General features: G+C 44.7%; 14 protein-coding genes. 11 read left to right on the top strand and 3 right to left on the bottom strand.

Features of this window, described 5'->3' with window-relative positions:
* Positions 1-27: 27 nt before the first annotated feature.
* A complete protein-coding gene (gene punR, locus Q0852_RS06315) occupies positions 28-930 on the bottom strand; it encodes a DNA-binding transcriptional activator PunR (RefSeq protein WP_299015444.1) in 903 nt (300 codons plus the stop codon).
* Positions 931-1,035: 105 nt separating this feature from the next.
* Between punR and punC the strand changes: the two genes are divergently transcribed.
* From punC to torA, 8 genes are all read left to right on the top strand, one after another.
* On the top strand, positions 1,036-2,244 hold the full coding sequence (gene punC, locus Q0852_RS06320) for a purine nucleoside transporter PunC (RefSeq protein WP_299015447.1): 1,209 nt from the start codon (positions 1,036-1,038) through the stop codon (positions 2,242-2,244).
* A gap of 269 nt (positions 2,245-2,513) precedes the next feature.
* Positions 2,514-3,242, top strand: coding sequence for an arginine ABC transporter ATP-binding protein ArtP (gene artP / locus Q0852_RS06325; protein WP_299015615.1), 729 nt, complete (start codon positions 2,514-2,516; stop codon positions 3,240-3,242).
* Positions 3,243-3,332: 90 nt separating this feature from the next.
* Positions 3,333-4,064, top strand: a complete 732-nt coding sequence (locus tag Q0852_RS06330; RefSeq protein ID WP_299015448.1) for a lysine/arginine/ornithine ABC transporter substrate-binding protein — start codon at positions 3,333-3,335, stop codon at positions 4,062-4,064.
* Between the two features lies 1 nt (position 4,065).
* The gene (gene artQ / locus Q0852_RS06335) at positions 4,066-4,749 is read left to right on the top strand and encodes an arginine ABC transporter permease ArtQ (protein WP_299015451.1); all 684 of its coding nucleotides are present in this window, start codon (positions 4,066-4,068) and stop codon (positions 4,747-4,749) included.
* On the top strand, positions 4,746-5,417 hold the full coding sequence (gene artM / locus Q0852_RS06340) for an arginine ABC transporter permease ArtM (RefSeq protein WP_299015454.1): 672 nt from the start codon (positions 4,746-4,748) through the stop codon (positions 5,415-5,417). The genes artQ and artM overlap by 4 nt, the downstream gene beginning before the upstream one ends.
* 573 nt (positions 5,418-5,990) lie before the next feature.
* On the top strand, positions 5,991-6,167 hold the full coding sequence (gene torE / locus Q0852_RS06345; RefSeq protein WP_299015457.1) for a trimethylamine N-oxide reductase system protein TorE: 177 nt from the start codon (positions 5,991-5,993) through the stop codon (positions 6,165-6,167).
* Positions 6,168-6,211: 44 nt separating this feature from the next.
* Positions 6,212-7,396 (top strand): pentaheme c-type cytochrome TorC, encoded by a 1,185-nt coding sequence (gene torC, locus Q0852_RS06350; RefSeq protein ID WP_299015459.1) that lies wholly within the window; start codon positions 6,212-6,214, stop codon positions 7,394-7,396.
* 23 nt (positions 7,397-7,419) lie between these two features.
* Positions 7,420-9,882 (top strand): trimethylamine-N-oxide reductase TorA, encoded by a 2,463-nt coding sequence (torA, locus tag Q0852_RS06355; protein ID WP_299015462.1) that lies wholly within the window; start codon positions 7,420-7,422, stop codon positions 9,880-9,882.
* Between the two features lie 89 nt (positions 9,883-9,971).
* Here the strand turns inward: torA and Q0852_RS06360 are convergent, their stop codons facing one another.
* Positions 9,972-10,151, bottom strand: a complete 180-nt coding sequence (locus Q0852_RS06360; RefSeq protein ID WP_299015465.1) for a hypothetical protein — start codon at positions 10,149-10,151, stop codon at positions 9,972-9,974.
* Between the two features lie 51 nt (positions 10,152-10,202).
* A complete protein-coding gene (locus Q0852_RS06365) occupies positions 10,203-10,517 on the bottom strand; it encodes a hypothetical protein (protein ID WP_299015468.1) in 315 nt (104 codons plus the stop codon).
* 267 nt (positions 10,518-10,784) lie between these two features.
* Between Q0852_RS06365 and Q0852_RS06370 the strand changes: the two genes are divergently transcribed.
* The 3 genes from Q0852_RS06370 to Q0852_RS06380 all read left to right on the top strand — a co-directional run bounded on the left by Q0852_RS06370 (position 10,785) and on the right by Q0852_RS06380 (position 14,160).
* A complete protein-coding gene (locus tag Q0852_RS06370) occupies positions 10,785-11,471 on the top strand; it encodes a type 1 glutamine amidotransferase domain-containing protein (protein WP_299015471.1) in 687 nt (228 codons plus the stop codon).
* Between the two features lie 21 nt (positions 11,472-11,492).
* Positions 11,493-11,933: a VOC family protein gene (locus Q0852_RS06375; RefSeq protein WP_299015476.1), complete on the top strand. Its 441-nt coding sequence runs from the start codon at positions 11,493-11,495 to the stop codon at positions 11,931-11,933.
* Between the two features lie 424 nt (positions 11,934-12,357).
* Complete coding sequence (locus Q0852_RS06380) at positions 12,358-14,160, top strand: RICIN domain-containing protein (protein WP_299015479.1); 1,803 nt, start codon at positions 12,358-12,360, stop codon at positions 14,158-14,160.
* Positions 14,161-14,174 lie beyond the last annotated feature (14 nt).

Consider the following 14,174-nt stretch of genomic DNA (forward strand, 5'->3'; position numbering starts at 1 on the left):
CAGTCAATTCCCATACTCAAGCAGTCATCATCGCATCCACTCACGATGAAGCTGTTCACTATCACCCAAATATTCCAAAAGCCAATCAATAGCCGGATTCGGACTTTCTTTATTCCAGGCAAGGCAACATGGGCTGACAGCAGGCTTATTGGACAACATCTTCTCAACCAACTCACCAGATTCAATCCAATGATTTGCCATATGTTCAGGCACAACACTGATCCCTAGTCCAGCCTTCAGGCACTGAAATGCACTATGCCAATTCGGAACCATAATTCGACGCTGGTTATCCATCAACCAAGTTACCCGTTTCGGCAACACGCGGGACGTATCTTCAATACAAATTGCCGGATACTGCATTAACTGCTCGGGTTCAAGCGGATAATCTGCCGACGCTAAAGGATGATCTGGTGCAACAACAAACTTCCAGTAAAGTGTACCCATATCACGATAGGCAAATGAACCACTGACCGGAACCGCTGCCGTCGCTCCTATCGCAATATCAGCACGCCCGTCAGCCAATGCATCCCACACACCGTTAAAAACTTCCATCGTCAAATGCAATTCAACGTCTGGGAATTCACGGTAAAAATCCCGTACCAAGGTATTTACCCTACTCTCCCTCACTACGGTATCCAGCGCAACAGAAACACTTTGCGACCAGCCATTGGCAACCCGCTGAGTTTGCAGTTTTATCTGATCCATCTGTTTAATGAGGTTCCTTGCTTCCTCAACAAAATATTCCCCAGCAGGCGTCAATTTCACTTTTCGATGCAACCTGACAAATAAATCGACAGCTAATCGTTCTTCAATTAACCGAACGGTGTAACTAATTGCACTTGGAACCTTATGCAACTCTTCTGCTGCCGCAGAAAAGCTTCCACGCCTGGCTACAACATCAATCACTTGCAAATCATTGTACGAAAACATATCAAATCAAATTTTTTGAAAGCACTGTTGAAATATTACCGTTTCACAGCAAACTGTTGCAACATTAAACTTGCCTGAAACGTAACACAAAAAAAGTTTTCTTTTATGAATAAACAACCTTCTAAAATCACTCTTCTATGGTTTGCATGTCTAAGTATGCTCGGTTTTCTTGCTACTGACATGTACCTGCCTGCTTTTGAAACAATGCGGTCAGATTTTGAAACATCACAATCACTTATAGGCCTGTCTTTAAGTATTTTCCTTCTGGGTATGGCTTTGGGACAGCTTGTCTATGGTCCCCTGTCAGATCGCATCGGCCGTATCAAAGTCCTTATGGGCGGTATGATGCTATTTAGTGCAGCTTCGGTTGTCTGTGCCTTTGCACCAAATATTGAAATCATGCTTATCGCTCGTCTTGCGCAAGCACTCGGTGCTTGTAGTGCAACAGTTATTTGGCAAGCAGTGGTTGTTGACCGTTATGAAGGCAAAGTCTCTGAGCGTGTTTTTGCGACCATCATGCCATTGGTTGCATTGTCACCAGCACTAGCACCACTAGCTGGCGCTATGCTTGAAGGTCATTTCGGCTGGCGAAGCATCTTTGTTGCACTTGTTGCATTTGGTGCTGTTTTATCCGTTATGACGCTAAAAGAGTCTGAAAGTGCAGAACTGGACAAAAAACAAGAAAAAGTTACAGTTCAGTTACGTCGTGATTACAAGCAGATCTTAAGTTCAAAAAAATTCATCGGCAATATGATGATTTTCGCTGGCTGTTCAGCTGCTTTCTTCGCATACCTGACCGGCTCTCCGTTCGTTATGTCTGCGATGGGTTATTCTGGTGCTGATATCGGCCTGAGCTACGCACCACAAACTGTGGCATTTATTATTGGTGGTTACGGTTGCCGCACGCTGCTTGAAAAATATGACAGCCAGCGAATCCTACCATGGATCCTTAAGCTATTCCTGACCAGCATTACGGTAATGTTCTTGATTTCGTTGAATACTGAGCCAACGACTATCTGGCCAATCCTAGTACCATTCTGCCTACTGGCAGTCGCTAATGGTGCAATTTACCCAATCATCATCAGTAAAGCGCTGGAAGACTTCAAGAGCTGTAGCGCAACTGCCGCCGGTCTGCTGAACTTCTTGCAGACTATGGTTTGCTTTGCTGCTAGCGGTATCGTGTCAGCATTTGCTGTTCATGGTTTGATGACAGTTACAACTGCAATGTTCTCAACCGGCTTTATCGCCCTGTTCGGTTATGGCTTGGTTGTGAAAGCGCGTCGTCAATCTATTGAGCACGCACAAACCGCATAAAACCAGCATCAAAACGAACCTCTATTTAAGGCTGCCTCTCAGGCAGCCTTTTTTATATCTGAATATTCAAATACCACACAAAAACCCTAAGCAACATCCTCCCAATGCTTAAAATCTTAACCTCTCATTTAAAACAGTACCTTATACTATGGACAACTTACTTGTAGTCCAAGAACGAAACTTTTCAAGGTTATTTATACATTTATCTTGCATAAGAAATCACTTTGAGTAATATAAGCCTCAAGTGACAATTAATGCAGTATTTCCGCATGGGTATTCAAGCGAGCAACATCAATAAATTCTATGGTCCAGTACAGGTTCTTCATGACGTGAGCTTTAACTGTGACAAAGGGGACACCCTGGTATTACTTGGACCAAGCGGCGCAGGAAAAAGCTCATTGCTTCGAGTGCTAAACCTGCTAGAAACCGCTAACAACGGTCAACTCGATATTGCCAATGAGCAATTTGATTTCAGCAACGCTGTTCATGAAAAGGATAGCCTGAATCTTCGCCGTAAGGTTGGAATGGTTTTTCAGCAATATAACCTTTGGCCACACCTGACGGTGCTTCAAAACCTGACTGAAGCTCCAATTAAGGTTGCAGGAATTGGTAAAGCTGAAGCAAAAAAACAAGCCATCGAAATACTTGGCATGCTTCAACTTGAAGACAAAGCTAATGCATGGCCAATGCAGCTATCAGGCGGCCAGCAGCAGCGTGTTGCTATTGCCCGAGCTCTAATGATGAAGCCTGATGTATTACTTTTTGACGAGCCTACCGCAGCATTGGATCCCGAAATCACTAACCAGATCGTCAAAATTATTAATCAATTAAGTGAAACAGGGATCACCCAGGTTGTTGTGACTCATGAAGTTGATTTTGCAAAAAAAATTGCCAGCCATGTGCTTTACCTTGAACAAGGTCGAATCGTTGAGCACGGCACCCGAGACGCTTTTGTTAATCCGGCAACAGCTCAGTTCGCAGAATACCTGACGCACTAGTTAACTAATCACTCTATTTCTATTTAAACCTATAAATCCTGCATCACGACATTACGGGATGCAGAGAACAATTACGCATGGAGTATCACAATGAAAAAGATTTTACTGTCTTCCCTAATCGGTTTAGTTTCAGCCCAGGCTGCAGCGCAGGACGAAATAAAATTTGCAATGGAAGCCACCTATGCTCCATTTGAATACATGGATCAAAATAACCAAATCCAAGGCTTCGATGTGGATTTGGCAAATGCGCTGTGTGAAGAGATCAATGCAAAATGTACTTTCCATAACCATCCTTTTGACAGCTTGATCCCAGCACTCAAATTCCGCCGTTACGATGCTGTCATTTCAGGCGTTGATATTACCGATCAACGTAAAGAGCAAGTGAACTTTACTGACGCATATTACGACAATGCCGCTGCTTTTGTCGCGATTAGCGGAAAAGTAGCCAGCCAGGATAAGCTGAAAGGCAAGCGTATCGGTGTTCAGAACGGATCGACTCACCAAAGTTATCTAATTGACCAAATGCCGGGTGTTACCACGGTAGCATATGTCAGCGCTCAAGAAGCTTTCCTTGATATGCAGAATGGCCGTATTGATTCTGTATTCGGCGATACAGCAGTCGTCGCTGAATGGTTTAAAAAGAACGACAAACTTACCTATGTCGGTAAGCAAGTCACCAATGCCCAATACTTTGGTTACGGATTTGGTATTGCCGTTAATAAAAACAATCAAGAGCTGGTCAACAAGCTAAACGCGGCACTAAAAACCGTAAAGGCTAACGGTGAGTACCAGGCGATTTTTAATAAGTATTTCGGTAAGTAATATGGCGTTATCTGGTTATGCGCTAGCTTTGGCAGAAGCTGGCTGGCTGACTTTACAGCTGGCTTTAGCCAGCCTGTTAGCCGGATTAGTACTAGCTGTTACATTCGCCGGCGGTGAAATGTCTCGCTACAAATTCATTGCCTGGCCGACAACGATATTAGTCACCGTTCTTCGCGGTCTACCTGAACTGCTGGTTGTGCTGTTCATTTTCTTTGGCTCAACTCAGGTACTGTTTATTCTGACCGGCGATTTTGTAGAAGTCAGTCCGTTCCTGTCCGGCGTTACAGCCCTGTCGCTGATCTTTGCAGCTTATGCCGCGCAGACGCTAAGAGGGGCATTAAAAGCCGTACCCAATGGTCAGCGTGAAGCAGCCAGCGCTCTAGGTATCAGCAAATCCTGGGCTTTCTTCCGTATTGTGCTGCCACAGACGGTACGCCATGCCCTGCCAGGATTAACAAACCAGTGGCTGATTCTGCTCAAAGACACTGCGCTGGTATCACTGATCGGTGTTACCGACCTGCTTAAGCAAGCGCAGCTGACGGTAGCTGCCACTCATGAAAGTTTTACCTGGTATGCCAGTGCAGCCCTGATTTATCTTGTTATCACTCTGCTGACACAAAGAGCCATAAAAATCTTAGATAGTAAATTCACTACTCAAGAATTCGGCCAAGGAGCACCTGTATGAATCACCAACATCTATGGCAGCTTCTCGAGGGTCTTATTACCAGCATTGAGCTCGCCCTGGTATCATTGCTTGTTGGCTGCACCTTAGCACTTGTAATGACAATTACCCTGATTCTACGAACTCCCGTTTTACATTGGCTAAGCCGTGGGCTCATTACACTTTTTACTGGCACTCCGCTGCTAGTCCAGATCTTCCTTATCTATTATGGACCAGGCCAATTCGACGCTATTCGTGACAGCATATTCTGGAATTGGCTGAGCCAGCCGTGGTTTTGTGCAATGTTAGCCTTGGCGCTCAATACTGCTGCTTATAGTACCCAACTATTTCAAGGAGCGTTTAGAGCTATTCCACCGGGCCAGTGGCAGGCATGCCGGGCATTGGGCATGGATACAAAACGCACATTAAGCGTATTACTACCTTATGCGATTCGCCGGGCTATTCCCGCTTATTCCAATGAAGTTATATTGGTATTCAAAGGTACATCCCTAGCCAGCACAATCACTATTATGGATGTGATGGGTTATGCTCAGCGTATTAATGCTCAAACATACGACACACTCGTTGTATTCAGTGTTGCCGGAATATTCTATTTGTTCGTTAACGGACTTTTAACTTTATTCTTTCGCCAGGTGGAAAAAAATGCTCTGGCATTTGAAATAACCAAATGATCAAACCCTCACCAATCAGATCAAATAACGCCAGTCACGTGCGTGATTGGCGTTATTTTTTGCATTCCAACGATTAATATTAATCAAATTTAGTTAACACTTATAAATAATAAAAATTCTCATTTAAGCAATGGTTAACAAAATTATATGCAAACCGTCACCCATTAATATCCAGTCACAACTAATACTACTTTATGGTGATTGGCAATAAAAATGTATGCTGTAATATCTATATTGCATAATCATAAAATTATTAACAGCATTCAAAACACTCCAACCCCAACAAAGCAAAAACACGCCATTAACAATAAAAACAATTAACACACATGCAGCTGGTTATTCTTGCCCTACCCCGCCATTCACAATTGCACACATAAGAACACAAGCTGACACAATTATATCATTACCATTAATCTTTCCGTTGAAGATCAAAAAACGTAAAGATTAAATATATTAATACCCTCGAGCCAATTGAATCGCCGTGAAAATATCTCTTATGATCGTTCTAAAAATAGAATTGTTAATTTTCATCGTTGATGTTTCCAAGTCAATTCAATTTAAGCAGGTAGCAATATGAACAATGGCATAACTACAACAAGCCAAAACAAGCAAAAGCTTGAGTGGCGAACTTTCTTTTTAATAACCGTCGTTCTCTTTCCGATTCTTAGCGTGATGTTTGTCGGTGGGTACGGGTTCTTCATTTGGATGATGCAAGTATTTTTCATGGGTCCTCCAGGACACGGTGGCTGATCCCAACACCACAATAACCAGAATCAACAACAAGAGTACGCAGCATGAAATCTTTTTTTAGTAAAACTTGGCAGACCCTGTCTCGCCCAAGTGTCCATATCAGCCTCGGTGTATTAACACTCGGTGGTTTCCTGGCCGGAGTTATTTTTTGGGGTGGATTTAATACCGCACTAGAAGCAACCAACACAGAAGAATTCTGTATTGGCTGTCATACCATGGAAAACAATGTTTATCAGGAACTGCAAGAAACGGTTCACTGGAAAAACACCTCAGGTGTTCGTGCCACCTGCCCAGACTGTCACGTTCCACACAACTGGACAGATAAAATTGCACGAAAAATGCAAGCAAGCAAAGAAGTGTTCGCCCAACTTTTTGGTGATTTAGACACCCGTGAAAAATTCGAAGAACGCCGAATTGCCCTTGCCCAACATGAATGGGATCGTTTCTCTGCGAACAAATCTCTGGAGTGTAAGAACTGTCACGACTACGACAGCATGGACTTTGACAATATGCGTCCAACGGCTCGCATCCAAATGAAGCAAGCTGCCGAGCGCGACCAAAGCTGCATCGATTGCCACAAAGGTATTGCCCACAATCTGCCTCAGAACATGGATAGCACCGGCGGTATGATCAGCCAGCTGGAACAACTGGCTTCCAACACCAAGTTCGACATTGGCAACGAGTACACCAGTGTCCGTCACCTACCGCTTTACGAAGAGAAAAGCCTGAGCACTGAAGCGGGCCTTCTGAACCCAGCCTCTGCCGTTAAAGTTATTGATCAAACCAAAGATGCAATCCAGGTGGAAGTTGCAGGCTGGCGTAAAGATAAAGGCTTCGGCCGAGTTATCCAGGAAGACTTTGGTATGAACATCGCTGTTGCTTCACTGTTGAAAGAAACATCAACTAACGATCAGCTTATTGAGAAGTTTGAGCGTAAAGAAGATGAGCTAACTGGCCTACCTTGGCAGCGTGTGACTGCAAAGCTTTGGATGAAAAAAGAAGCTCTGCTAGACGACGTACAGCCTATCTGGGAACAAGCTAAACAGTCTTACCAGACTAACTGTTCTGTATGTCACACCCAGCCGGACGAAGCGCACTTTGATGCCAACACCTGGCCTGGCATGTTCAACGGCATGATGGCATTCGTTAACTTCGATACCGACAGCAAAGCTGTAGTACTGAAGTATCTACAAAAGCACTCATCCGATTTTTCTGACGGCCACCACTAAGCGATTGATGGAGTAATTTAAGTATGTCTGTTACCAGAAGAAGTTTTCTTAAAGGCCTGGCAACCACTAGTGCCGTCTCTGTCATCGGCCCTAGCCTGCTGGCTTCAGCAAAGGTTAATGCTGCTGAAACTACCGGTAGCTGGAAAGTATCCGGCTCTCACTGGGGTGCATTCCGCGCTCACATCTATGCCGGTAAAGTACAGGAAATCAAACCACTAGAGATGGACAAATACCCGACTGACATGCTTAACGGTGTCAAAGGGATCATCTACAGCCCGTCACGCGTCCGTTATCCAATGGTTCGCCTGGAGTGGCTGAAAAAGCACAAATACAGTGCCGAAACTCGCGGCAATAACCGTTTTGTTCGAGTCACCTGGGACGAAGCCCTGGACTTGTTCTACCGTGAGCTGGAGCGTATTCAGAAAGACTACGGTCCGTGGGCTCTGCACGCAGGTCAGACAGGCTGGCGTCAGACTGGTCAGTTCCACAGCTGTACCAGCCACATGCAGCGCGCTGTTGGCATGCACGGTAACTTCATTACGAAAGTAGGTGACTACTCAACCGGTGCAGGCCAGACAATTCTTCCTTACGTACTGGGTTCTACCGAAGTGTATGCACAAGGTACGTCATGGTCTGAAATCCTGAAAAACAGTGACAACATTGTTCTGTGGGCAACCGATCCGGTTAAAAACCTTCAGGTTGGCTGGAACTGTGAAACTCACGAATCATACGCTTACCTGGAGCAGCTGAAAGATAAAGTTGCCAAAGGCGAAGTCAATGTCCTGTCTGTTGACCCGGTGAAAAACAAAACCCAGCGCTACCTGGGCAACGATCACCTTTATATCAACCCGCAGACTGACGTTGCATTCATGCTGGCAGTGGCGCACACACTGTATACCGAAGACCTGTACGACAAAAAGTTCATTAAGACTTACTGCCTGGGCTTCGAAGAGTTTGTGCCTTACCTGTTGGGTGAGAGTAAAGACCGTATCGAGAAAACACCAGAATGGGCAGCAGAAATCTGTGGTGTTGATGCTGAGAAAATCCGTGAATTTGCCCGTATGCTGGTGAATGGCCGTACCCAGATTCTATTCGGTTGGTGTATCCAGCGTCAGGAGCACGGTGAACAGCCATACTGGATGGGTGCTGTTATCGCGGCAATGGTAGGTCAAATCGGCCTGCCTGGCGGCGGTGTTTCCTACGGTCACCACTACAGCTCAATTGGTGTTCCTTCAACTGGCTTTGCTGCACCGGGTGGCTTCCCGCGTAACCTCGATCAGGGTAAGAAACCTAAGTGGGACAATAACGACTTCAACGGTTACAGCCGCACTATCCCGGTTGCACGCTGGATTGATTGTCTGCTTGAGCCGGGCAAGGAAATTAAATACAACGGTTCAAAAGTTAAGCTGCCAGATTACAAAATGATGGTGATCAGCGGTAACAACCCTTGGCACCACCACCAGGATCGCAACCGCATGAAGAAAGCGTTCCGCAAACTTCAAACCGTTGTCACCGTTGATTTTGCCTGGACTGCAACCTGCCGTTTCTCTGATATTGTGCTTCCGGCCTGTACCCAGTTCGAACGTAACGATATCGACGTTTACGGCTCGTACAGCGGCCGTGGCCTGCTAGCAATGCACAAGCTGGTCGATCCGCTATATCAGTCTAAAACTGACTTTGAAATCTTTACCGAGCTTTCTCGCCGCTTTGGCCGCCACAAGGAATACACCCGTGGTATGGACGAAATGGAATGGGTTCGCCAGCTATATGCTGACTGCCGCGCAGCAAACAAAGGCAAGTTCGATATGCCTGAGTTTGATGAGTTCTGGGAAAAAGGTGTTCTGGACTTCGGTGAAGGTAAGCCTTGGGTTCGCCATGCCGATTTCCGTGAAGACCCTGAAATCAACGCGCTGGGCACACCTTCTGGCTTCATTGAAATCAGTAGCCGTAAGATTGACCGTTTCGGTTACGAACACTGTCAGGGGCACCCTATGTGGTTCGAGAAGAGCGAACGCTCTCACGGTGGTCCAGGTTCCGATAAATACCCATTCTGGATGCAGTCTTGTCACCCTGACAAGCGCCTGCACTCACAGATGTGTGAATCGGAAGAGTTCCGTGAAACCTACGCTGTCCAGGGCCGTGAACCTGTTTACATTAACCCTGAAGATGCGGCAGAAAAAGGCATCAAAGATGGCGACCTTGTTCGAGTATTCAACGGCCGCGGCCAGCTACTGGCTGGTGCCGTTCTTACAGACAGCTATGCACGCGGTGTAATCCGTATTGAAGAAGGTGCCTGGTATGGCCCGCTTAACGAAAAAGAAGGCGCTATCGATACTTATGGTGATCCAAATACCCTGACTCAGGATATTCCATCATCAGAATTGGCGCAGGCAACCAGTGCTAACACCTGTCTGGTTAACTTCGAGAAGTTCACCGGTAAGGTGCCGCCAGTAACGTCATTCGGCGGTCCGATTGAAATAAGCTAATTCCGATAGGATAATTGCTTAATAACAAAGCCCCGGCTCAGATCACTCTGGCCGGGGCTTTTTCTTAAGGGATATTCGCTATAAGACTCTTAATACACCCGTAGCTCGACACCTGTCGGAGCCTGAATTGGCTCACCATCACGCAAGTGTTGGTTAAAGAAGCCAACCAACAACGTATTGGTTGTATCATGCATAACGGTTGAATCAATCGTACCCCAAATGCCTGCATATTTCAGCGGCGAAATATGGTTCAGGTCACTAAAATTCATGTGGCCGGCACCACTGAATACTGCCTCGCAGCCTCCCCCCGCTATTTGCTTTTACAACTTGACGGTTAGTCCAGGAAAAATCATTAAGTAATCAAGCCGGTACCCCTTGCTGCGCACCAAACGCTTCAGCCACATAATTGGCAACATAAGGCATATGCTCTCCATCTGCCGTATCAACTGCCGGATACCAAACCATAACATAACATGAACTAAATGCTCGCCTTCACTCACTTCAAACTCAGTGATCCCTACTTTATGCGGGCCATCCGGTTTGGGCATTTCCGGTGGTGGAAGCATCATCACTCCAACCACCAGCAGTACCACTAAACTCACTACGCCGATACCAAGCCTAACCAACCATTTCATTGCATATCCTCTATATTTCAAATAGATACCGATTCTCATATTGGATAACAAATGAACACAAGGTACTTTCTCAGTAAATTATCAAATACATTATGTTTCATAAATAAAACACACATTGATTCACACCCAAGATTCAAACTCAAAAATAAGGCAAAGCACAGACTGTAATCAGCCAGATTTATCTATTCGTTCGGAAACTTACTACGCTTATCACTAGGCTCTCACATCCTTATCAAAATCATTTCCCAGCCCGGAGGAACGCTGAACATGGCAAAGGCACTGATTGTACTGACAAGCCACGCGCATATGGGTGATACCAATGAGACAACAGGATTCTGGCTCTCAGAGCTCACCCACCCTTATTATGCTATCGCGAAACGGGGCATTAACGTTGATATTGTCTCAATCCAGGGAGGCGAAGCACCGATCGATCCGCGAAGCTGGGATGAAGAGGATAAGGATAATGCACGGTTTATGGCGACACCGGAGCTGACACAAACGCTAAAAGCCAGTAAGTCATTGGATGAAATTAATGCCTCTGATTACCAGGCCATTGTGTTTGCCGGAGGGCACGGCACCATGTGGGACTTTCCTGACGATCCTGACGTTCAGGACAAGGCTGCCGAAATATACGAAGAAGGTGGTATCGTTGCTGCAATCTGTCACGGCCCGGCAGCACTAATCAATATCCAGCTTTCTGACGAAAGTTTTCTTATCGACGGCAAAAGGGTGACTGGATTTAGTAATGCCGAAGAAGAAGCCGTTCAACTGAGCAACGTCGTTCCTTTTTCACTTCAGGATGAATTAATGATTCGTGGTGCTCACTACGTTGAAAAGCCAGTCTGGACTGCAAATGTCATTATTGATGGCCGAATAGTCACCGGCCAAAATCCGCAATCAGCCGCAGGCGTCGGCGAAGCTGTTAGTGATTTACTCTTGGAGTGGTTTACCTAAATTTATCAAAAGGATGTGCTAATGGAATATTTACATACTATGGTTCGGGTCCGTGACCTGGACGAATCTCTCGACTTCTACTGCAAAAAATTAGGCCTAAAAGAAATCCACCGTATTGATAATCATAAAGGCCGATTTTCTCTGGTGTTTCTGGCCGCCCGTGACGATGTAGCCCACGCTGGCACTCACAGTACTCCCCTGCTTGAACTAACCTACAATTGGGATTCTGAAATCTATACCGGAGGCCGAAACTTTGGCCATCTTGCATTTAGAGTTGATAATATCTATCAGCTTTGTTCCCACCTACAAGAACAAGGCGTAATTATTAACCGCCCTCCCCGCGACGGACACATGGCCTTTGTGCGTTCTCCTGACGGAATATCGATTGAGCTTTTACAAAAAGGTGAAGCTCTTGAACCCTGTGAGCCCTGGCTTTCCATGGATAACATTGGCGAATGGTAAATCACCAAATGTAAAGCAGCGACACCAATCGCTGCTTTACAAATGCTCACTAAGCACCAAGAGGATAATAAACCGAATAATATAATGAATGTTTCATTAATATTTATTCACCGATAAATGCACCTGCGAAATATACCAACAGTTTAATAAAGGTAAACACGTGATTCTATTTTCATCAAACAAACATCCCAGACAATTCATTATAATTTATATTTAAAGCTTCAAAGCCTGATTTTATTGACACCCATTCAAAACTGAAATTTATAAATCATTGATGATATTGACAGTGAATGTTGAAAATGCCAGTATTTCCAACACAACAACGCAGAAATGCGCTTTCACCCTGGTTGCCTTTATTCATCCAGCCTAAAATAAAGCCGCAACACTTCTATACCTAGAAAAAGTGTGAATAAAGGAAAATATAATGAATAAAATACCGTGCGCGTTTATCGGCATGAGCTTATTATTACTATTTAGTTCATTGAACCATGCTGCAAGCCTTAATCAATCAGACAATCTAGCAGATATAATCCAATCATCGACACCCTACTTTCAGCAAGAATGTCATTTATACGGTAACGAAACAACATTACCGGAAAACTGTCGCTACTACATTCTAAACCTCACTGAGTTAAGCCTTGATGACAGAAACACGTTTACTAATCGAATCCTTGGTTTAGGTGTTAGTAGTAACTATGTCCTAATAACTAAACCTAATAAGCTTTCACAAAGAGAAATCTATTTACTTGACAGCCCTGAAGCTGAATATGTTGCCACAAACCTTACACAGGACCTAAGCAAAATCAGTAGAGGCCGCCGCTCTCTTAGCTCAAGTAGCAACCCCAAGGTAATGGAATTTATCCTTCATCGCCGTTTTAATGTTGAACGAGAAAGTAAAGGTAACGCAACATTAAAATATAAAGTTCGCTATTACCGAAAATCACCGTTCTACTCCCGCTCCGGTGATAAAGACAAATTCGTCGAGATCGTTTTGGCCGAAGGTTCAGGCATTGATATGGGCATGGAAAATGCGTGGTCTGATATTTACTATCGCTGGCAACACAATAGCAGTGTGAGTTACGTCTACAGGGAATATCTTGACTCCGTAAGTATCGATGTAAAAGTCAATGATAAATCCAAGTTAGCAAACGGTAATATCTACCTCAACGATTTATATCCTCGAATGCAGGATCAAGTTGCTACCAGGATAGAGAAAGAAACTAGTTCTAGTATTAAAGTCGGCCTTGGATTCTCCCCTAAAATTCCAATTAAAGACATTGAGTATAAATTTACCGACAAATACACCATCACCAACAAAAAAGAATTTGGCCTTGTAACTCAAACCAATCGTGATGGCTACCAAATTAAATACGAAAACAACAAGTACGGTTCACAAATTAACCCTGAAGATGGTTTCTGTAATCTTGGAACGGCTGACGGCTGGTGCTGGGACTATGATGATTTCCGAGGAAATCCATGGAACTTTGACAAACTAAGAGCCAATAACCCATTAGCATTAAGCGGTCTACGCCCTGATTTCGTTGCAAAAATTGCAGCTAAAGAAAATGTTTCTGGCAACTCAACTATCAATGTCACGACTAAGGTCAATAGCCTTGCCCTCTTTGGTCACAACCGTTGGATTCTTGGACGCCGCTATGCTTCAGGTAGCCAATTGCGGACCAGCAAAACCAGCTGGGATCGCAACTGGCAGAAAGATCGTGATTTTGAAAAACTCACTTATACCGACAGCTTCCCGATCAATATCGACTGGAACAGTCCATGGTTCTTAGGTAGTGATGCGGTCACCATTAAATCAACATTCCTGAGCCAGCAAAATGCAAAATGCCTGACCGTTGTTAATGATAACGAGCTGACCTTTAAGGACTGTAAAGAAGGGGCCAAATCACAATCATTTATTTATGACCAGGAAAAGCGCTACCGCAGTGTTGCCAACATTGATCGCTGCCTGGATACCGCTAACGGCAAGTTATCACTCAGTGATCAATGTAATGCTGACTATGCGCCAAATACTCAGGTTTGGTCATGGCAAGAACCTAATCAGTTCTCAAATGACGTTCTGTTTACGACCAACAATGATCGGACGATCAATGCAATTGATGCGTCAACATCAGTACCGAGCATTATACGTATAGAGGGCATTAAGGATAAGCCTGACAGTGTGCTTTATACCAGCAGGTTTACTGACTTTAGTACCGTTAACCCTTAATCAATCATTCTTTG

Origin of the sequence: uncultured Photobacterium sp., assembly GCF_947502415.1 — a bacterium.
In the GTDB taxonomy this organism is placed as follows: Bacteria; Pseudomonadota; Gammaproteobacteria; order Enterobacterales; family Vibrionaceae; genus Photobacterium.

Coding starts and splice junctions, on each gene's coding strand:
- punR (WP_299015444.1), bottom strand. CDS start 930: ATGTTTTCGTACAATGATTTGCAAGTGATTGATGTTGTAGCCAGGCGT.
- punC (WP_299015447.1), top strand. CDS start 1,036: ATGAATAAACAACCTTCTAAAATCACTCTTCTATGGTTTGCATGTCTA.
- artP (WP_299015615.1), top strand. CDS start 2,514: ATGGGTATTCAAGCGAGCAACATCAATAAATTCTATGGTCCAGTACAG.
- Q0852_RS06330 (WP_299015448.1), top strand. CDS start 3,333: ATGAAAAAGATTTTACTGTCTTCCCTAATCGGTTTAGTTTCAGCCCAG.
- artQ (WP_299015451.1), top strand. CDS start 4,066: ATGGCGTTATCTGGTTATGCGCTAGCTTTGGCAGAAGCTGGCTGGCTG.
- artM (WP_299015454.1), top strand. CDS start 4,746: ATGAATCACCAACATCTATGGCAGCTTCTCGAGGGTCTTATTACCAGC.
- torE (WP_299015457.1), top strand. CDS start 5,991: ATGAACAATGGCATAACTACAACAAGCCAAAACAAGCAAAAGCTTGAG.
- torC (WP_299015459.1), top strand. CDS start 6,212: ATGAAATCTTTTTTTAGTAAAACTTGGCAGACCCTGTCTCGCCCAAGT.
- torA (WP_299015462.1), top strand. CDS start 7,420: ATGTCTGTTACCAGAAGAAGTTTTCTTAAAGGCCTGGCAACCACTAGT.
- Q0852_RS06360 (WP_299015465.1), bottom strand. CDS start 10,151: ATGAATTTTAGTGACCTGAACCATATTTCGCCGCTGAAATATGCAGGC.
- Q0852_RS06365 (WP_299015468.1), bottom strand. CDS start 10,517: ATGAAATGGTTGGTTAGGCTTGGTATCGGCGTAGTGAGTTTAGTGGTA.
- Q0852_RS06370 (WP_299015471.1), top strand. CDS start 10,785: ATGGCAAAGGCACTGATTGTACTGACAAGCCACGCGCATATGGGTGAT.
- Q0852_RS06375 (WP_299015476.1), top strand. CDS start 11,493: ATGGAATATTTACATACTATGGTTCGGGTCCGTGACCTGGACGAATCT.
- Q0852_RS06380 (WP_299015479.1), top strand. CDS start 12,358: ATGAATAAAATACCGTGCGCGTTTATCGGCATGAGCTTATTATTACTA.